The sequence below is a fragment of the Pseudomonas sp. PDM27 genome (assembly GCF_019219205.1).
Classification (GTDB): domain Bacteria; phylum Pseudomonadota; class Gammaproteobacteria; order Pseudomonadales; family Pseudomonadaceae; genus Aquipseudomonas; species Aquipseudomonas laurylsulfatiphila.
The window spans coordinates 199,451-218,640 of the sequence record NZ_JAHUWF010000010.1 but is presented as its reverse complement, the minus strand read 5'-3'; the positions used below and the strand labels follow the sequence as shown (position 1 = coordinate 218,640).

Below are 19,190 nucleotides of genomic sequence, written 5' to 3'. Positions count from 1 at the left end.
TTTGGGGTGTGACCGCCCACAGGACGGTCACTGTCAGGTGCGCAAGCCGTGCAGGGTCAGGAACCCTGAGGGGTTTCGCCACGAGCCAGGCGCGCATTGATGTCTTCAATGACGGCCGGTAGATCGATGATGGTGTCGATCAGGTAGTGCGGGCGCGAACCTTCGAACATCCTGGTGATGCGGGCGCGCTCTTCGGCCAGCTTGTCCGAAGGCAGGTCCCTGAACTGGTCATAGGTCAGCCCCAGTGCGTTGCCGGAGCAGGTCAATGCGACCGTCCACATGCCGGCACTGCGGCCTTCAAGGATGCCTGGCCAGGTGTCGTCGACCTTGACGCAGGCGGCCACATCGCTGATGCCCAGAGCGATCACGTTGGCCAGGGCCTGGGCCGGGTGCGGACGGCCATTGGGTACTTCGTCAGTGGCCACGACGTGGTCGGCGACGTAGCCGTTCTTGCGCGCCAGCTCGACGACTTTCTCCATGACCACGGCCGGGTAACCCGAGCACGAACCGATTTTCAGACCCTTGTCGCGCAAGGCATCGATCGTATCCAGGGCACCTGGAATCAGCGCCGAGTGCAGGGCGATCTTCTCGATCTGCAAGGGCATGAAGCGCTCATAGAGGGCGGTGACATCGTCATCCGTCGGCAGGCGTCCGAAGGCTGCCTGGTAACGTGCGGCGATCTGCGGCTCGTTGCACAACGTGCGGATGTGGTCCCACTTGCCCATGCCCATCGGACCCCGGGCTTCTGCCAGGGAGACCGCTACGCCAAACTCGGCGAAGGCTTCGACAAAAATCTGCGTGGGTGCAAAGGAACCGAAATCAACGACGGTGCCCGCCCAGTCCAGAACCACGGCTTGCAGTTGGGAAGGTTGTTTGTATTGCATGATGATTGCTCCAGGGAAAGGTGAGTGGGTAGTACGAATTCAAGGCGTGGTGCCGACAATGACCGGTTGTACCGGGGTCGATACCAACATCGGGTTTTCCAGTGTTTTCGGCCGGCTGTTCCAGAACGGCACCAGCATCAGGCTGGCCAGGAGTGCGGCGCCGGTGAACACCAGGAACACGGTGATGGTGTCGAAGTAACCCGGCAGCAGGCCGCCAAGGACCGCACCCACCGAACCGCAGCCGTTGACGAAGCCCGCGGCGGAGGCAGCCCCGTCCTTGCTGCCGAAGTCGATGGCCGCCGAGCCGCTGATCATCGAGTCCGGTCCGTAAAGCGTCAGGCCCATCATGAACAGCAGACCGACCACCATGTACAGACTGCCGCTTTGCATGGCGGGAACGAACAGGCCCAGGCAGACAGTGAGGACCACCAGGCTGAGCACGCAGGCCGGTATGCGGCGAGCGCCGAAGTATTTGTCTGAGGCGATACCGATGAGGATGGGGCCTACCAGACCCGCCAGTTCAAACGAGGTGGGGACGATGGCGGACGCTACCTTGCCGATCTCGGGCATGCGTTCGTAGATGATCACCGGGCCCCACAGCAGAATGGCGTAGCGCGCCGGCTTGAGCATGAAATAGGCAAGGCCGAGCACCAGCACGGTGCGATTTTTCATCACGGTCCGTATGCCGGCCCACATGCTTTCGCGGGGCACCACGACGTTGCTGACCGGTTCGATCTCGATTTCGACAGCAGGCAGGCCTACGTCTTCCGGACGGTTGCGTTGCAGTAAATAAAACAACACCGCCACCACCAGCACGACAACGGCACTGCTGATGAACGCGATGCGCCAGTCGTGATAGGCCTGATAAGCCCACCAGCCGGCAAACGGCGTGGCCACCAGACCGCCAAAGGCGTACGAGGTGCTCCAGTAACCGAGTACGCGGCCACGCTCACTGGTACTGAAGAAACTCCCGACGTTCTTGCACAGGCCCGACCAACCGGTGGATTGGGCGAAGCCCTGCACCAGCATGCAGGAGACGAAGATCGGTAGCGTGGCGTAGGTCCCCATCAGGAGCGCCGCCGCCGCCGAAATGACCAGGCCGCTGAGGACCACCACCCTTGGGCCGAAACGGTCGGAGAAGTTGCCCCACAGGAACTGGCCCACGGCATAGGCCGTCAGGTACAGGGCATCGAGGTTGGCCATCACGGCCTTTTCGAGCATGAAGTCCGGGTCTTCGCCAATGCCAAGCTTGGCCACGGAAAACGCTTTGCGGGTGAAGTAGAAGGCGGCATACGCCACCCAGGTGATCAGGAAAATCTGCACGCGCCAACGCTGGAGGGATTTCCAGCCGGTGGCGAGAGGGCTTGTCGTGTTGTTCATGGTGTACTGATCCCGTATGTGGTGCCAGACAGCGCAAATTGGTCGGTTTTTGTTTTTGTTTTCGGTGCACAAGTCTGTCCATTCGCACGACATCGACAGATGAACATGCGAATGGCATCAGGCTTTGATTCATGAATTACGCGATCGCTGACTCCTGCCCGGCGCTGCCGAGCGGTACGTCATCGAATCCATGGTTTAAAAAAAGACCCCTGCCCAAAGGTGCTACCCATTGCACCTTCGCTCGAATCGGCAGAGACCTTTAAAGGGGTCGATCAGGCCGCGGGCTTGAACATGTCCACGTCCATGGCGACCAGGCTGTCCGCGATTGCGCGGAGCAACTGGTGGACGATGTATTCGTCGATCTGGCCGATGCAGCCGATGCGGAAACTCTCGGCAACGGTCAACTTGCCGGGGTAGATGATGAACTGACGGGCCTTGAGTTCTTCGTAGAAGCGCGTGAAATCGAAGTTGGGATGTTCAGGGCTGAAGAACGTGGTGATGATCGGCGACAGCCAACGGTCTTCCAGCAGCGTCTTGAAACCCAGTTCGCGCATGCCGGCAACCAGCACGTCGCGGTTGCGGGTGTAGCGTGCCAACCGGCCGTGCACGCCACCTTCGTCGCTGTGCTGTTCCAGTGCCTTGTGGAACGCCACCACACTGTGGGTCGGCGGAGTGAAGCGCCATTGGCCGGTGCGCTCCATGTAGGCCCATTGCTCGAAGAGATCGAGGGACAGCGAGTTGGCGCGGCCTTTGGCGGCTTCCAGCACGGAACGGCGGATGATCACGAAACCGAAGCCCGGGATACCCTCGATACACTTGTTGGCGGAGGACACCACCACGTCGAAGGCTATTTCGTTCACCGTCAGCGGCACGGCACCGAAGGAACTCATGGCATCGATGATCAGGCTCTTGCCGTGGGCCTTCACCACATCGGCGATTTCACGCAGCGGGTTGAGGATCCCGGAGCTGGTTTCGCAATGGACGACGAAGACGTTGGTGATGTCAGGGTTGGCCTTGAGCAGGGCGTCCACTTCTTCGGGCTGGGGCGGCAGGTAATCGCCCTTGTCCAGGGTAATGAACGCGCGACCGAGGTATTCCAGGGTCTTGGTGGCGCGCTGACCGTAGGCGCCGTTCATCAGCACCAGGGCTTTGCCGTCACGCGGGATGGCGGTGGCCAGGGCGGCCTCGACCGAGTAGCTGCCGCTGCCTTGCAGTGGCACGCAGGCGAAGCTGTCATCCTCTACGCCAGCCATGCCCAGCAGTTTCTGGCGAACTTCAGCGGTGACCTGATTGAAGGCACCGTCCCATGATCCCCAGTCGCGCAGCATGGCTTCCTTGGTCGCTTTGGAAGTGGTCAGCGGGCCCGGGGTCAGCAGGTAGGGTTCACCCAGGGCTGGGGTTGCCAGTGGCTGGGTAGTCGGGAATTCGGCTTTGGTCATGATCTTCTCCGGCGGTGTTGTTTTTGTGGGGGAGTGATGCATGGGTTGATAAAACCATCTGGCAAGAAATAACTGAAATCGATTTATCACATGTCACAAACAAGCTGAGCTTATAAGTGGCGATGCACTTGTCCGGAGCTGGTGCAGTTCGCTGCACGCATGAATTGACAGGAAGCGGATTAACCCCGCGCGGTGCATGACCGGGCGGGGTTTTTCTGTGGGGCAACGTGAAATTTCGCCTGGAGGGCGAGGCGATTTACCCCTTGTCCGCCTTGCCGGCGGCTGCCGCGAATTTCGCCAGACGCACGTCAAGTCGACGGGGAGGCCGGTTGTGGTCTTCAGCATGCTCCTTGCGTCGAATGGCGTTACGCACCATCAATGAACCCAGATAGCGGACCGGCTCCGGCGGGAAATGCCCAAGGGGACCTTGGACCAGTGGCGAGCGCGTCCAGGGGTTGTCCACCCCGAGCACCAGCGACGACAGGATCTGCCCACCCATGTGGCACGGACCCACGCCGCTGCCGGAATAGCCGAAGCCATAGAAGACGTTGCCGCTCGCGCCCATGCGGCCGAAGAAAGGCAGGCCAGTGACCGAGCGATCGGAGGGGCCGTTCCAGGTGGCGGCGATACCGACGTCGGCAAAGTCCGGAAAGAACTCCGTCAGCGTGTTGCGCAACAGCCCTGCGTAGGGCGATGGCTGGTCGAACACGGGCAGGATGCGACCGCCGTAGGCAAAGGTGTTCCCCCCTTTGCCGAGCATGATCCGGCCGTCCGGGGTGTTGTGGTAGTAGTGCACGAAAATCCGCGAGTCGAGCACGGTGACCCCGCTGGTCAGGCCGATCCGCTCGAGCAAGTCCGGTCGCGGCTCGGTGATGATCATGTCGCTGGAGACAATGGCCACCGAACGCGAGAACTGTGGAAAGGCGCGGGCCATCCAGGCGTTCATCGCCAGCACGACCCGGTCGCAGGTCACTTTGCCGTTCGGCGTATTGACGCTGGCGGGCATGCCTTCTTCCAGGCCGGTCATCGGCGTGCCCTCGTAAATCCGTACGCCCAGTTCCAGTGCCACCCGGCGCAGCCCACGGACCAGCTTGCCCGGTTGCACACTGGCAGCCGCCGGCGAGAACCAGCCCTCGATGTGCCGGGCCGAGCCGGCCATGCGTTGCACGTCAGGTAGCGCACATTTGGCAAAAGAGTTGATGCCATGGCGCTCCAGCGCCGCGATCACCCCGTCGGTCGAGCCGACCTGGGCACGGTTGGTCGCCGTATAGAGCGTGCCGTCGAGACGGTAATCGGCATCCACCGCGTACTTTTCGCAAAAGGTGCCGATGGCGTAGATGCTCTGCTCCGACTCCTTGACCAGGCGTATCGCCTCCTTGACGCCGAACAAGCGCTCCAGGGTGAAGTACTTGGCCGACCATGACAGCGCGCAGCCGCCATTGCGCCCACTGGCGCCGGCACCGCAGATGTCGGCTTCGACGATGACCACGTCCAGCTCGGGATTCTGTTCCTTGAGCATGATGGCGGTCCACAGACCGGTATAGCCGCCGCCGACGATGCAGACGTCGGCGCGGGTGTTCTGTTGCAGCGCAGGGCAGGGCGCAGCGGGTTGATTCTTCAGGGCCTGGTCCAGCCAGTAGGGGCGCATGGGGTCATCTCCGTTGGATCGGTTCGAGGCAGGGTTGAGGACACAATCAGCCGCACGCGGCGACCACGATCATTTCCACGCGCCAACCGGGGTCGATCAGCTGCGCCAGGGTGCAAGCGCGTGTGGGGGCATGGCCTTCAGGGAAAAACTCATCCCAGACCCGGTTCAGCCCTTCATAGTCTTCGCGATGGGCGAGCAGGATGCGCACCGAAAGCACCCGCTCGCGGTGGCTGCCGGCACTCAGCAAAAGCTGCTCGATAGCGGCCAACACCTCGCGGGTCTGCGCTTCGATATCACCCTGCAGGTCCGTGGCAACCTGGCCACCGATATAAAGATGGTTGTCGTACCGAACCATGTCCGAACGGCGTTTTGTCGCAGCGAAACGTTCAATTTCCATAGGGCATTCCTGGAGGGATACGAGGGACGGCACTTGTGAAAATCATGCTTGCAGTTCACTGTTCATAAATAAAATCGATTTATCGTATGAACGAATAAGCTGAACCTATAGCAAGGTGTGCCAATGACGATTTCCCATACCCAACTCAAGGCGTTTCACGCCGTCGCCATGAATGGCAGCTTCACCCGGGCGGCCGAGCAACTCTGCCTGTCGCAACCTGCGGTATCCGACCAGGTGCGCAAGCTCGAGGATTATTACGGGGTGATGGTGTTCTACCGCGACAAGCGCCTGGTGCGCCTGACGGAAGTGGGCGAGCGCCTGTTCGGCCTGACCCAGCGCCTGTTCGATATCAGTGTCGATGCCCACGACATGCTCACGGACTACCGCACCCTGTCGACCGGGACCCTGAACCTTGCCGTGGATGCGCCGGTGCACGTCCTGCCCTATGTCTCACGCTTCTGCAGCCGTTACCCCGGCATCGATGTGAAGATCGAAACCGCCAATACCGATGAGGTCCTGCAGCGGTTGTTCAGTCACCAGGCCGACATCGCTCTGCTGGGGCGCGACATCGAAGACGATCGCTTGATGACACTGCACCTGCGCAGCGATCCCATGCTGGCCTTCGTCGCCCAGGACCATCCCTGGGCGCAACGAGCGTCTATCTGCCTGGCCGACCTGCACGACACGCCCATGGTCCTGCGCGAGCAGGGCTCGGTCACGCGCTTATCCCTGGAGGAGGAGATGGCAGCGGCGGGCCTGCACATCCGCAAGGCCATCGAAGTGGAGGGGCGTGAAGCCGCGCGCGAGGCGGTGGCGATCGGCATGGGCGTCGGGGTCGTCTCGGCCGCCGAACTGGGCTCGGATTCACGGCTTCGCGGCTTGCCGATCGTTGACTGCCGGCGGCATTTCACCGAGACATTGGTGTGCCTGCGCGCGCAGAGCACGCGGCGCATCTTGACGACCTTTTTCGACATGGTTCGAGAAGGGCTGGGCGAGTGAGGTTTATCGTTCGATCGCGCCGTTTAATTTTTACGCTTTCTTTACGGTAGGCGGTTTTGCCCCCAACGATACTGGCCGCGTTTTTTCAGACCATCCATGCGTCTGCATTTCCAATGACGCTGGCACTGGATTGCCCAAGGATGGCGTGAACTGTCTCCCCCGCAATTTGAGAGAAGCGACCCTTGAGTGAAAATGTAACCGGCGTGCATGCAGATTCCCGATCCAAAACCTCAGGAGCGGGCTTGCTCGTCGCCGCCGTTGGTGTGGTCTACGGGGACATTGGCACCAGCCCCCTCTACACGCTGAAAGAAGTCTTTTCCGGCCACTACGGGGTTCAGGTCAATCACGACGGGGTGCTTGGCATTCTGTCGTTGATCTTCTGGTCGCTGATCTGGGTGGTCTCGATCAAATACGTGTTGTTCATCCTGCGTGCCAACAATCAGGGCGAAGGCGGCATCATGGCGTTGACGGCGTTAGCCCGCCGCGCGGCAGCACCTTATCCGCACATGAGCAAGGTACTGGTACTGCTCGGCCTGTTTGGTGCGGCACTTTTTTACGGGGACAGCATGATTACCCCGGCCATTTCGGTGCTCTCTGCGGTTGAAGGACTACAGTTGGCGTTTGACGGGATCGAGCACTGGGTCGTGCCCTTGTCAGTGATCGTGCTGGTGGCGCTGTTCTTGATACAAAAACATGGCACGGCTCGGATCGGCATCCTGTTCGGTCCGGTCATGGTGCTGTGGTTCGTGGTGTTGGGTGCGCTGGGGATCTACGGGATTTTGCAGCGCCCGGAAGTTTTGCAAGCGCTCAACCCTGTTTGGGCCGTACGGTTCTTCGTGGTTCATCCGGGAATGGGTGTGGCGATTCTGGGGGCTGTCGTGTTGGCATTGACCGGTGCTGAAGCACTGTATGCCGACATGGGCCACTTTGGTCGAAAGCCGATTTCCCGTGCCTGGTTCATGCTCGTACTGCCCGGTTTGGCGCTCAATTACTTTGGCCAGGGCGCGTTGATCCTGGGAAACCCGGAGGCGGTGCGTAACCCGTTCTATTTGCTGGCGCCTGACTGGGCACTGCTGCCGATGGTCGCGCTCTCCACACTGGCCACCATCATCGCTTCACAAGCCGTGATTTCCGGGGCTTTCTCCCTGACTCGCCAGGCCATTCAGTTGGGCTACATTCCGCGCATGTTTATCCAGCACACCTCCAGTCAGGAGCAGGGGCAGATTTACATCGGCACGGTTAACTGGGCACTGATGGTCGGTGTCGTTCTGCTGGTCATCGGTTTCGAGTCGTCCAGTGCATTGGCCGCAGCCTATGGCGTCGCGGTGACGGGGACCATGCTGATCACCACGATCCTGTCTTCGGCAGTCGTCCTGCTCCTATGGAAAACGCCGCGCTGGCTGGCCATTCCCATGCTGCTCGGCTTCTTGCTCGTAGACAGTCTGTATTTCGCGGCCAATGCGCCGAAGATCTTCCAGGGCGGTGCGTTCCCGGTGATCGCCGGGATTGGTCTGTTCATTTTGATGACGACCTGGAAGCGCGGCAGAAAAATTATTGTCGAGCGGCTGGATGAAACGGCGCTGCCACTACCGCTGTTCATCAGCAGCATCCGTACGCAACCGCCCCATCGCGTACAAGGCACGGCGGTGTTCCTGACGGCCAGGACCGATGCTGTTCCTCATGCGCTGCTGCACAACCTGCTGCATAACCAGGTTTTGCATGAGCAAGTGGTATTGCTGACAGTAGTGTCTGAAGACAGCCCTCGTGTGAGTGCGGAACGGCGGTTCGAGGTTGAGGCCTATGGTGAAGGCTTCTTCCGGGTCAGTCTGCACTTTGGTTTTATCGAGGAGCCTGATGTGCCCTTGGCCTTGAGTCTCTGTCATTTGACCGAACTGGACTTCAGTCCGATGCGCACGACCTATTTCCTAAGCCGGGAAACGGTGATCCCGACCAAACGAATCGGTATGGCCCGTTGGCGAGAAAGCCTGTTCGCATTTTTGCTGAAAAATGCCAATAGCAATCTGAAGTACTTCAAGTTGCCACTGAATCGGGTAATAGAACTGGGCACACAGGTTGAGATGTAAAGAGTCATCGGATGGCCTTTTGGGGCTGCGGTCCTTTCGCGGCAATCTGCTGGCACCGATGCGTGCAGAACATCGGTGCCAGCCCCGGCGCTACTTGACCGCTTCAACCTCATAATTCACATAACCGAATTCGTTGCTGCGAGCCGCCACGTACTTGCCGTTCTGCTCGAACACCGTGGCCTCGAAAGGCGAGCCGCCGAGTGTTGTCAGCAGGTGCCCGTCCTTGATTTCATATTTGGCCGGTACGCCGAACTGACCGCCATGCAGCATGTTCAGGTATTCCCCCTCAGCGGGCGGCTTGCCATCGACGCTGGCGACCAGGCGTTGGCCGTCGGTGCCATAGACGATTTCGAATGTCTGGCCGGTGACGGTGTTGCGCACCTTGATGGTTTTGCCCACCACGAAGGTTTGCAACTGCTCGTTGGTGAGCGCTTTGGCGCCTTCGGTTTTCAGTTGATCGATGGTTTTGCCGCCAGCGACAGTCTTGCTGTCCTCGGCTGTCGGCGTGTACCAGATCGGTGAGGTCCACGCGCGTTCCTGGACGGTGGGCGAGACGTCGCCCGGTGGCGGTACTTGCAGCTTGGCCGCGTCATAGGTGCTCCAGCGCGGGGTCGGGATCTGTAGTGCGCGGGCGTAGTAGAACGCGTGCTGGGCCGGATCGAAGTCCGGATCGACCCAGACTTTTTTCAGCTCGGTGGCACCGATGGTATTGTTGTAGGTCGCCTTGGACACATCGACTGTCGAGCCCACTGGAGGGACTTTGCCGGTGACCGGATCCGGTTGGCGATCACCGGCCCAGGCGACGTCGTAGACCTTCTCGAAGGTCTGGCCGTTTTTGGTCCAGCCCTTGATGATCTGGATGCGGTCGAGGTTGCCATCGTCGGCATCCTTGACCGCCCATACCACGAAGGACGGTGCCTGTTTACCCGGTTTTGCCGGCAAGTCGCCGCCCATGGGAACGCCCTTGGCGTAGGCGGCATGCACCCAGTCTTTTTCGTTCCACAGACTGCTGTCGAAGCCCCAGCCACCAAACATGCGCACGGGGATGCGCACGCCGCTGGTGCCGTACACCTCTTTACGCTTCATGGCATCGAAGATCGATTCACGGGTGTTTTCTTCCGCCCAGACACCGGCAAGACCGGAGGTGCTGGTTTGCAGGGCGATCATGCCCGAGTTCTGTTTGCCGGAAAGCCGCGCCGCCGGGGTGCTGTCGGTGAAACCATGGGAGCCGAAGTTGTTGCTCTGCGAATAGGGAATCACCCCGTTGTGCGAATCGCTGGCGCCGACCACGCCCATCTTGTACGGGTTGTAGCCGCGGGCTTCCTGCATGGCCATGCCGTTTTGCCAGGCTTGCCTGATGTAGCTGCCGTTGAGTTTGGAGGTGCTGTTGTCGATGCCGATCAGGAAACTCATGATTTCATAATTGGCAAATTCGTCGGTTGGCGACAGTTCCGGGTGGGTTTCGGAAGTGCCCTTGACCTGGTGAATCTCCGTGAGCGATTCATTGCGCATCCGCGTTTCGGCCCACGCCGCATCGATGGGGCGGCCACGGTCATCGACGTCCACCGGAAACATCAGGCCGTTGCTGAGGTTGGCGTTGTGGGAGATCGCCAGTATTTCGTTGCCCTTTTTCCGTTGATCGTCCATCCAGCTCCACAAGTCCTCGGGTTTGCTCGAGTCGAGGGCCGTGAAGGGCAGGTCCGGCACCTTCTTCGAATCACGGAAAAACACGTTGCGGTGCATGTTCTGATTGTTCGGTGCCGAGGTCCATTCATAGGCGACGAAGGTGGTGAACTTGCCGGGCTTGTAGTACTTGTCGGCGATGGCGATGTTCTGCTGCCAGATGTTGCCAGCCACCTTCGGATCAATCAGTTCCTTGATGGGGTTGTTCAAGCTGCCGGCGATCCACTTGAACACCCGGTTGAAATCCGCCGGCGTCTTGGCAATCAGTTTTTGCGCGATGGGCAGTTTGCTGAAGTCTGATTTCGGATCGTTGGCCAGGGCGATCACGCCCACGTATTCCGAATGATCGGTCACGCCATGGAAATCCAGCGGTCGACCTTTGAGCTGCACTTCAAACCCCATCGGATGCTTGACCGGCATGCCAAGCGAGTATTGGTAGGCCTGCTCGGGATCGACCTGATGGTTGCCGATCAGGTAGGCATCGATCGACCAGGAACTGTGCGAGTGCGTCTGGCCAAAGTAAACCTCCCGGTCCGGGTTGCCCTCTGCCAATGCCAACGAGCTGACAGTGAGCACGGCGCAACCGAGCAGTGACGGCGTGCTGAAGTGTGTAGGGGTTTTCATATTCCACGTCTCCGGAATACGGCAGTGACAAGGTGAAGTTCAGGCCCAGAAGCTCGAGACTCGTTCGAAAAACCAGAAGGCCGCCAGGGTTCCCAACCCGTAGGCCGCAACCGGTCGGGCATACAGGAGCGCGGACCGTGGCAGCCGACAACGCAGCAACAGCGCTCGCAGGCACAGTACGGCGGCGACGAACATCAGCTGGCCGATCTCGACGCCGACATTGAACGTGAACAGCGCCAGCGGCAGGTCGCGCTGGGGCAAGCCGATCTGCGCCAGCGCACCGGCAAAACCAAAACCGTGCAACAGGCCAAAACAGAACGCCACCACCCATGGCCATAGGATGGTGAAGCTGACGTCGCCACGGTTCTTGCGGACGATTTCCACCGCCAGCAACAGGATGCTCAGGGCAATCGTCGCCTCCACAGGCGGGCCGGGAAGCTGCACCGCGCCCAATGCTGCGAGCGCCAGGGTAATGGAGTGGGCGAGGGTGAACGCGGTGATGGTCTTCACTAGCATCCAGCCATTTCCCACCAGCAGCAGGAGACCGAAAACGAACAGCAAGTGATCGAAGCCCCCGAGGATGTGCTGGACGCCATGGACCAGAAACGCACCGGCCACCGAGAACATTCCCGGCGTGGCAGCGATTTCTATCCAGGGTTGCGCGGGGTGGACGAGGGTGGTGGTCAGGCTGCCGTCCAGGCGCGAGACACGCACCAGCACATCGGTGATGCTCGCTTGCAGGCCGACAAACTCGATGCGCTGCCCGACCAGGCCGGCGGGACCGGCTTCAATGGCCCGGCGTTCGATCAACGAATCGTTCAGTTGGCTTTCCACCGGTTCAACGACAGTGCGCACACCTTCGGCAAACCGCAGCGCAATCGGCAAGCGCATGCCTGACAGCACTGGCGTGCGCCACAGTACGTCATAGCGCCCGGCAGCCGTTTCGTTGAGTTCCAGGTACGCGGGACGTGATTCATGGGCCATGGCGCTCAATGCCATGAGCCCGAGCAGCAACAGCAGCCAGACCCTGCGCCTCATCACGGCCGCTCCGTCTGGATAGCGGCAACGTCAGCGGCGGAGGCTGGCATTATCACCACGACTTCATAGCGTGCTTTGAGTGCATCGAAATTCGCGCGTTTCGATTCGCTGCGTTGCTCGGACAACCAATCGGACTTGACCTGTTGGGCCACGGTCTCGAAAGCCGGTGCCGGTGGTTTGGCCAGCGTATCGATCCACACCAGATGCCAGCCAAAACCTGATTCCGCAGGCCCCACCCAACGTCCCGGCGTTTGCTGGAACAACGAAACGGCGAACTTTGAACCGAAGACCCGCGCCACTTGATCCTGTGATTGCTCTGTGTAGGCGCTGTTAAACATGAACGCATCGCCTTCACCGCTGTTCCTGTCCGTCAGCCCCCTCAGCGCGGCTTGAGCCTGGGCCTGCGCATCCGCGCCGCGTTTGTCCAGGGCGAAGAACACATGATGAAAGGTCGCGAGGGGCGGCGGGGCATATTGGTCCTGATGCTGGTTGTACCAGGCCTCCAGTACACCCGGGGCCGGTTCGCGAAGTGAGGCGACATCTTCGGCGAGGAAATCCATTTTTTGCGCCAGTCGGCGGCGAATGATGGTGTCGTCTTTGTCCAGGCCAAGTTTCAGTGCTTCGCGATAGAGGATTTCCTCTTTCACATAGTCATCAATCAGGGCCTGCAACTGTTGCTCCGAGGCGGGGCGTTGCCAACGTGCCAGCCAGGAAATCGCGATCCGCTGAACAACTTCAGGAGTGATTTCGATGCGTTGCGGATCTTGATTGACCGTTGAACGGTGCAAACCTCCGTACAGTACGAAGAGTGCAAAACCGGCAACTAAAAAGTGCAGTAACGGCTGGCGCAGGCATCGTTTGATTAACGAAAGTCGAGGTTCTTTCGCTTCGCAGACGCTCAAGTTCATGACTTATTGCCCCACGCTATTCTCGAATGGTTTTCGAAACAGAGTGGAGTATTGCTGCTGGGCCGGAACTTTCCAGCGAGGTTAATCACGATAAGCACTAAGCATTAGTCGTAATCGGATTAACCCGTTTCCCGGGGGCCCCTAAGGCGAAGTGAACCGCGGGTTCGTGTCCGCAGCCTGCGCCCGGTAGGCTTTGGGCGCGCAGCCCTGGGCGTTGTGGAAAAAACGGCTGAATGCACTCAGGCTGGAAAAACCCAGCACCTCGGCGATCTGTGAAAGCTTCAAGTCGGTCTGGCTCAGGTATTTGCGGGCCAGGTCCAGCTTGGTCTGCTGCTTGATGGCCTGGAAGGTGGTGCCGCTGCCGGCCAGCCTGCGTTGCAGGGTGCGGCGGCTCTGCAGTTGATTGAGGGCGACGGCGTCCAGGGGCGCACCGCTGCTGGACAGCAGTTTGCGCACTGAATCTTCGGTTGCCGAGGCCGGGCTGCGGTTGCGGCGCTGTTGGTTTTCCCGCTGGTAGTCAAGCAGGGCGGGGCGGGAGAAGGGCTGTTGCTCGTTCAGTGGATGTGCCAGCACCTGGTGGCTGAGCAGCATGCCGTTGCACTCCTGATTGAAGAACACGTTCTGCCCGAACATCCGTGTGTAGCTGGCGCGGCTATGGGGTTCCCGGCAACGCAGCATCACGCGTTCGGGCGACCACTGCGGATACAGCGCGCCGCGCAGTTTGCGCGCGAGCAGGGCCAGGCCCAGGTGGACGGACTGGGTTTCGTCGATTCCGGCCGTCGCGGTCACTTCGTAGTGCACGGTCATTCCCAGTTCGTGTTGCTCCAGGTGCACCAGGGCACCGGACATCAACACGTGGAAGTAACGTGACAGGCGTTCGAGCCAGTCGCCCACCGTGGTCGCTTCGCTGACGATGTCGAGCAGCGCACTGCCCAATACGCCCATCCCTTGCTTCTGTGCCAGCAGCAACCCGAAGTCCTCGCGACCGGTTTCCCGGGCGGCCAGGTCGAGAAAATGCACCACCTTCGGCACCGGCAGGAGGACGTCCAGCTGGTCCAGCGACTGCGAGGCAATCGATGCCCCATGGGCCACTCGCCAGGGGTCGCCGTGCAGATCGGCGATCAGTTCGCGGGCACCGTACAGGCACATGCTGCGAATGAGATGAGTATCCATGGCACACGCCTTTGAGGATGAATGGCGCAAAGTATCAAATGATTGGCACGTTTTATCAAATAAATGCCCGGCGCCTGCGCAGAATACAACCGCCCGAACCTTACAAAAACCACAACGGAGCGATTGCCATGCTGGGTCTGATGCAGGATCACCCCTTACTCATTTCTTCGGTACTGGAGCACGCGGTGTGCTCGCACCCCCAGGTCGAGATAGCCTCGCGCCTGCAGGACGGCACGCTGCATCACTGCACGTACGCCGACATCGGCCGGCGTGCCAGACAATTGGCCAATGCCCTGACAAACCTCGGCGTGCAGCCCGGCGAGCGGGTCGGCACCCTGGCCTGGAACGGCTACCGGCACATGGAAATGTTCTACGGTGTCTCGGGCATGGGCGCGGTATTGCACACCATCAACCCGCGGCTGTTTGCCGAGCAGATCGAGTTCATCGCCAACCATGCCGAAGACCAGTACCTATTTTTCGACCTGTCGTTCGCGGCCCTGATCGAGCAGCTTGCGCCGCGACTGACTACGGTCAAGGCGTTCGTCGCCCTGGCCGAGCGCAGCCAGATGCCGCCCATCGTCGTGCCCAACCTGCTGTGCTACGAAGACCTGATCGGCGATGAACCCGAGACGTTCGCCTGGCCCTGCCTGGATGAGCGCGTGGCGGCCTCCCTGTGCTACACCTCGGGCACCACCGGAAATCCGAAAGGGGTGTTGTACTCCCATCGCTCGACCTTGCTGCATTCGATGGCCACCTGCACGTCGGACGGGTTCAACCTGTCCTCGGCCGATACGGCGCTGCTGGTGGTGCCCATGTTCCACGTCAACGCCTGGGGCATGCCCTATTCGGCGGCGATGTGCGGTGCGCGCCTGGTCCTGCCCGGCGCTGACCTCGACGGGGCCAGCCTGTATGACTTGATGCAGCGTGAAAGAGTCACCCTGGCCCTGGGCGTGCCCACGGTGTGGATGAGCCTGCAGCAGCATGTGCATAACGCCGGGCTGATGCCGACCGCGGACCTGTGCCTGAACCGGGTCGTGATGGGTGGGGCCGCAGCGCCGCGCAGCCTGGTGGAAACCTTCGAGACTCGTTTTGCCGCCCGGGTGCTGCAAGCCTGGGGGATGACCGAGATGTCGCCTCTGGGCACGGTTTGCAATGCCTTGCCCAAGCACCGCGACGCCTCGCTCGACGAGCGCATCGACCTGCAGGCCAAGCAAGGCCGGGTGTTGTTCGGGGTAAGGATCAAAATCGTCGATGCAGACGGTGCCGAGCTGCCCCGTGACGGCCAGGCGTCCGGCCATTTGCGGGTCAAGGGGCCGTGGATCGCCAGCCAGTATTACCGGGGCGAGGGCGGGGACTTGCTGGATGAACAGGGTTGGCTGGTCACTGGCGATATCGCCACCATCGACCCGGATGGCTACATGCAGATCACCGATCGGGCCAAGGATGTGATCAAGTCCGGCGGCGAATGGATTTCCTCCATTGACCTGGAGAACGCCGCCTGCGGTCACCCGGCGGTGGCCGAAGCGGCGGTCATCGGCGTGCCTCACCCCAAATGGCAGGAACGGCCATTGCTGGTGGTGGTGCTCAAGCAGGGCATGTTGGCGACGCGGGACGAGTTGCTCGGCTTTTTACAGAACCACGTGGCCAAGTGGTGGCTGCCCGACGCGGTGGCTTTCGTCGAGGCACTGCCCTATACCGCAACGGGTAAAGTGCAAAAAATGAAATTGCGCGAACAGTTCCGGGACTATCGTTTATAACCAGCGATACTTTGTACCCCAGTCCAAAGGGCCCCCCATGGATCGCATTGCACCGGAACTGGTTCTCAAGACCACGCCACCGCGAAGTCAGAAAACCGCTCACATGCGTGAGCGGCTGAGCATCGACTCCGCGGCCCTGGCGGACAAGATGGCCATTGCCGTGCAAGGCCCGGCGGGGTTCGGCAAGACGTTTCTGCTGGCCCAGTGGCGCCGGGAGTTTCTTTCCCGTGGGGCGGTGGTGGCCTGGTTGACGCTCGATGAACATGACGATGGCGTTCGATTCGCCGGGGGACTGTCCGCGGCCATGGCCATTGGCAGTGGACGGGCAACCTTTGCCGGTTTCCTGGAGCGCATGCCCGGACCCGGCCGCGACGAGATGGAAGGGCTGACCGACTGGTTGGCCGAGGTCGCGGACCTGGGGGGCGAAATCGTGCTGATGCTCGACGAAGCCGACCGGCTACCCGAAACCACTGTGCGGCATTGCCTGGCCTACCTGCTGCACAATGCCCCGGCCAACCTGCGCATCATCATGGCTTCCCGTGGGCGCCTGAACCTGCAGGTGGCCGACCTGCAGGCCCGCGGCTTCTATGTCGTCATCGGCGCGGACGCCTTGCGCCTGCGGGTGGAGGAAACCGTGGCGATCCTCAGCAGCCGCTTCGGCCATCGTATCGATCCGGACCTGTGCGTGCGCTTGCACGAAGCCACCGAGGGCTGGTCACTGGGCCTGCAACTGGCGATCGCTTCCATCGAAAAAAGCCCGAGCGTGGTCGCGGCGGTCGAAGAGCTGTCGGCAGGGACCGGTGATATACGACGCTATTTTGTCGACACCCTGATCGCCCACCTGCCCGCCGAACAGATTGAATTTCTGATCAGCATTGCGCTGCTGGAAATGTTGCATCCGTCCCTGTGCATCGCCTTGACCGGCGACGAGCAGGCCGGCCTGCGCTTGCAGGAGCTGTGCGTGGCGACGCCGATTTTTGTCGAAAGCGTGGACAGTGAATGGGTGCGTATCCACCCGCTGGCCCGGGAGTTCCTGCTGGGGCGCTATGCCAGTCTGCCCGAGACCCGACGCCTGGACCTGCATGAGCGGGCGGCCAGCTGGCTCGAGGCCCATGAATTCCTGGAGCAGGCGGCTCGTCATTACCTGTTGGCCGGGCGCACCCGCCAGGCCTATCAGATGATCGAGCAATGCCTGTACGAAATCATGTTGCGCGGGCAGTTCAGCCGGGTCCTGGAATGGGTGGAGGAGCTGCCGGCGCAGGAGGTCGAATCGCGCTCGCGCATGTGCCTGGCGGCCGCCTGGTCCCTGGCCATGAGCGATCGGCATGAGGAAGCAGTGCGCCTGGTCGCCGGTCTGCGGCAGGACCCGGCGACCGATGACAGCACGCGTTGCGAAGCAGCGATGATTGTTGCCACCGCCGCCTATTTTGCCGACCGGCCGGACGAATCGCTGGCGCTGGTGACCCCTTGGGTGGACGCATTGCCGACTGGCGAGATCAAGTTACAGGCAGTCTTCGCCAACCAGATCGCGCGCCTGACCCTGTTTCAGGGCCAACCGGAAAAAGCTCGACGGATCTTTCAGCGGGCACCGCTGTATGCCTGGAGCTCAGGCCTGGACGCCATCCGCGGTTTTGGCGAATGGGTGGTGGGCCTCAGCTATGTCAACGAAGGTCGCCTCGTGCCGGCCGAAAGAGCGCTGCGCGACTGCCTGGCTCGCGCCGAACAGGACATTGGCCGACGCAGTCCGGTGGCGGTGATGTTGGCCAGCGGACTGGCTACAGTGTTGCTCGAGCGCGATCAGTTGCAAGAAGCCGCCACGGTCCTGGCCAACCGTCTGGACGTGGTCGAGCGCCTGGCTTCTCCGGATGCGATTGTATTGGGCTTTGTCACCGCCTCTCGCCTGGCGGTCCTGCAGGGCCAGGGCCATCGTGGTTATGACCTGCTCGAGGCGCTGTTCGTGCTCGGCGAAGAGCGCGGTATTGCGCGTTTCTGCATTGCCGCCCTGGCCGAGCAGATTCGCCTGCACGCACTGCAAGGCCGGGCCGATACCTGCCTGGCATTGGGGCGCCGGCTCGATGCCCAGGTGCCGCAGGTCGCGCATGAACAAACAGGCTTGCTCGGGCCGGAACTGGCCTTGATGGTGATGCTGGCCAAGGCCTATATCGCCCATGTGCAACGTGACTGGCAAGGGATGCTGGAACTGTTGGAGCGTGCCGGTGAAACAGCCGAGCGCATTCGTCGCGGCCGTGAAATCGTGCAGATCAAACTGCTCAAGGCATTGGCGCTCCACGAGTCGGGCGGCAACGGCCTGGCCTGCCTGCGTGAAGCGATCAGCCTGGCCGAGGAAAACGGCCTGCGGCGGATTGTCGAAGACACCCATCCGCAATTGCTCAAATGGGTGCGCCAGATCCGGCACGAGGTACCCCCGAGCACTGCGCAAGACACACCACCCCCCGCGCCGGCGCCACTGGCGACCAGCACGGTGTCGCCCAGCCGGTTGCTGACACCCAAGGAACGCGAAGTCTTGCAATTGCTCGCACGTAACCTGTCGAACAAGCAGATCGCCCTGGCGCTGAATGTCGGCGAAGAAACCGTGAAATGGCATTTGAAGAACCTGTTCGGCAAGTTCCAGGCCGGCACCCGCAAGCATGTGGTGGATCGTGCCTACATGCTTGGCATCCTCGATCCAGCCAGCTGAAACCTGGTCTTTCTGCTCGCGCATTATTGCCGAGCCGCGGCGCCTCACTTAATAGATAGATCGAACAATAAGCATCTGTGGCGAGGGAGCTTGTCGGATCGCCGCACCGTCCCGCTGGACTGCGCAGCAGGCCCATTTTCAGGGCCGCTTCGCGCCCCAGCGGGAGCAAGCTCCCTCGCCACAGATGCAGTGTCCGTCAAGGCCCCTTTTTTGGGCTTTCACTGGTTTGGACCCGGACGCGGTGCCCTGTGGGAGCTGGCTTGCCAGCGATGGTCGTTAACGATTACGCGTGTGAACTGGATAAACGCGGTGCACTGGAGTCCATCGCCAGCAGGCTGGCTCCTACGGTTCTCCGCAAATGCTTGAAGAACCTTTTCCCCCCTTGTTCTTCCACCCCCCCTGACGATGGGGGGGTTGGATCGTGCCTGACCGATAGTCTGGACCTCACTTGAACCAACCCGGCCCGGCGGATCTGCCG

The 19,190-nt window shown here is 61.1% G+C and carries 13 protein-coding genes; 4 read left to right on the top strand and 9 right to left on the bottom strand.

The window, feature by feature from the left end:
* Nucleotides 1–56: 56 nt before the first annotated feature.
* The 5 genes from phnX to KW838_RS21025 all read right to left on the bottom strand — a co-directional run bounded on the left by phnX (nucleotide 57) and on the right by KW838_RS21025 (nucleotide 5,748).
* Nucleotides 57–884, bottom strand: a complete 828-nt coding sequence (gene phnX, locus KW838_RS21045; protein WP_218503382.1) for a phosphonoacetaldehyde hydrolase — start codon at nucleotides 882–884, stop codon at nucleotides 57–59.
* A gap of 39 nt (nucleotides 885–923) precedes the next feature.
* On the bottom strand, nucleotides 924–2,264 hold the full coding sequence (locus tag KW838_RS21040; RefSeq protein WP_218503373.1) for an MFS transporter: 1,341 nt from the start codon (nucleotides 2,262–2,264) through the stop codon (nucleotides 924–926).
* A gap of 272 nt (nucleotides 2,265–2,536) precedes the next feature.
* Entirely contained in the window at nucleotides 2,537–3,703 is a 1,167-nt protein-coding gene (locus KW838_RS21035) for a 2-aminoethylphosphonate--pyruvate transaminase (protein ID WP_102700010.1), read from the bottom strand.
* A gap of 256 nt (nucleotides 3,704–3,959) precedes the next feature.
* The gene (locus KW838_RS21030) at nucleotides 3,960–5,351 is read right to left on the bottom strand and encodes an FAD-dependent oxidoreductase (protein ID WP_007970215.1); all 1,392 of its coding nucleotides are present in this window, start codon (nucleotides 5,349–5,351) and stop codon (nucleotides 3,960–3,962) included.
* Nucleotides 5,352–5,397: 46 nt separating this feature from the next.
* A complete protein-coding gene (locus KW838_RS21025; protein WP_218503371.1) occupies nucleotides 5,398–5,748 on the bottom strand; it encodes a RidA family protein in 351 nt (116 codons plus the stop codon).
* A gap of 123 nt (nucleotides 5,749–5,871) precedes the next feature.
* Here KW838_RS21025 and KW838_RS21020 point away from each other — a divergent pair, with 123 nt between their 5' ends.
* Entirely contained in the window at nucleotides 5,872–6,747 is an 876-nt protein-coding gene (locus tag KW838_RS21020; protein ID WP_218503369.1) for a LysR substrate-binding domain-containing protein, read from the top strand.
* Nucleotides 6,748–6,929: 182 nt separating this feature from the next.
* Complete coding sequence (locus tag KW838_RS21015; RefSeq protein WP_218503366.1) at nucleotides 6,930–8,831, top strand: potassium transporter Kup; 1,902 nt, start codon at nucleotides 6,930–6,932, stop codon at nucleotides 8,829–8,831.
* A 90-nt stretch (nucleotides 8,832–8,921) separates the two neighbouring features.
* Here KW838_RS21015 and KW838_RS21010 read toward each other — a convergent pair whose 3' ends face one another.
* The 4 genes from KW838_RS21010 to KW838_RS20995 form a co-directional block, all read right to left on the bottom strand.
* Nucleotides 8,922–11,138: a DUF3604 domain-containing protein gene (locus tag KW838_RS21010; protein WP_218503356.1), complete on the bottom strand. Its 2,217-nt coding sequence runs from the start codon at nucleotides 11,136–11,138 to the stop codon at nucleotides 8,922–8,924.
* Nucleotides 11,139–11,177: 39 nt separating this feature from the next.
* On the bottom strand, nucleotides 11,178–12,176 hold the full coding sequence (locus KW838_RS21005; protein WP_218503345.1) for a HupE/UreJ family protein: 999 nt from the start codon (nucleotides 12,174–12,176) through the stop codon (nucleotides 11,178–11,180).
* On the bottom strand, nucleotides 12,176–13,084 hold the full coding sequence (locus KW838_RS21000; protein ID WP_218503343.1) for a peptidyl-prolyl cis-trans isomerase: 909 nt from the start codon (nucleotides 13,082–13,084) through the stop codon (nucleotides 12,176–12,178). The genes KW838_RS21005 and KW838_RS21000 overlap by 1 nt, the downstream gene beginning before the upstream one ends.
* Nucleotides 13,085–13,225: 141 nt before the next feature.
* A complete protein-coding gene (locus KW838_RS20995) occupies nucleotides 13,226–14,257 on the bottom strand; it encodes an AraC family transcriptional regulator (protein WP_218503340.1) in 1,032 nt (343 codons plus the stop codon).
* A gap of 128 nt (nucleotides 14,258–14,385) precedes the next feature.
* Here KW838_RS20995 and KW838_RS20990 point away from each other — a divergent pair, with 128 nt between their 5' ends.
* Together KW838_RS20990 and KW838_RS20985 are read left to right on the top strand one after the other, a co-directional pair.
* On the top strand, nucleotides 14,386–16,014 hold the full coding sequence (locus tag KW838_RS20990; protein WP_095966225.1) for a 3-(methylthio)propionyl-CoA ligase: 1,629 nt from the start codon (nucleotides 14,386–14,388) through the stop codon (nucleotides 16,012–16,014).
* Nucleotides 16,015–16,051: 37 nt separating this feature from the next.
* Complete coding sequence (locus KW838_RS20985) at nucleotides 16,052–18,712, top strand: LuxR C-terminal-related transcriptional regulator (protein ID WP_218503338.1); 2,661 nt, start codon at nucleotides 16,052–16,054, stop codon at nucleotides 18,710–18,712.
* Nucleotides 18,713–19,190 lie beyond the last annotated feature (478 nt).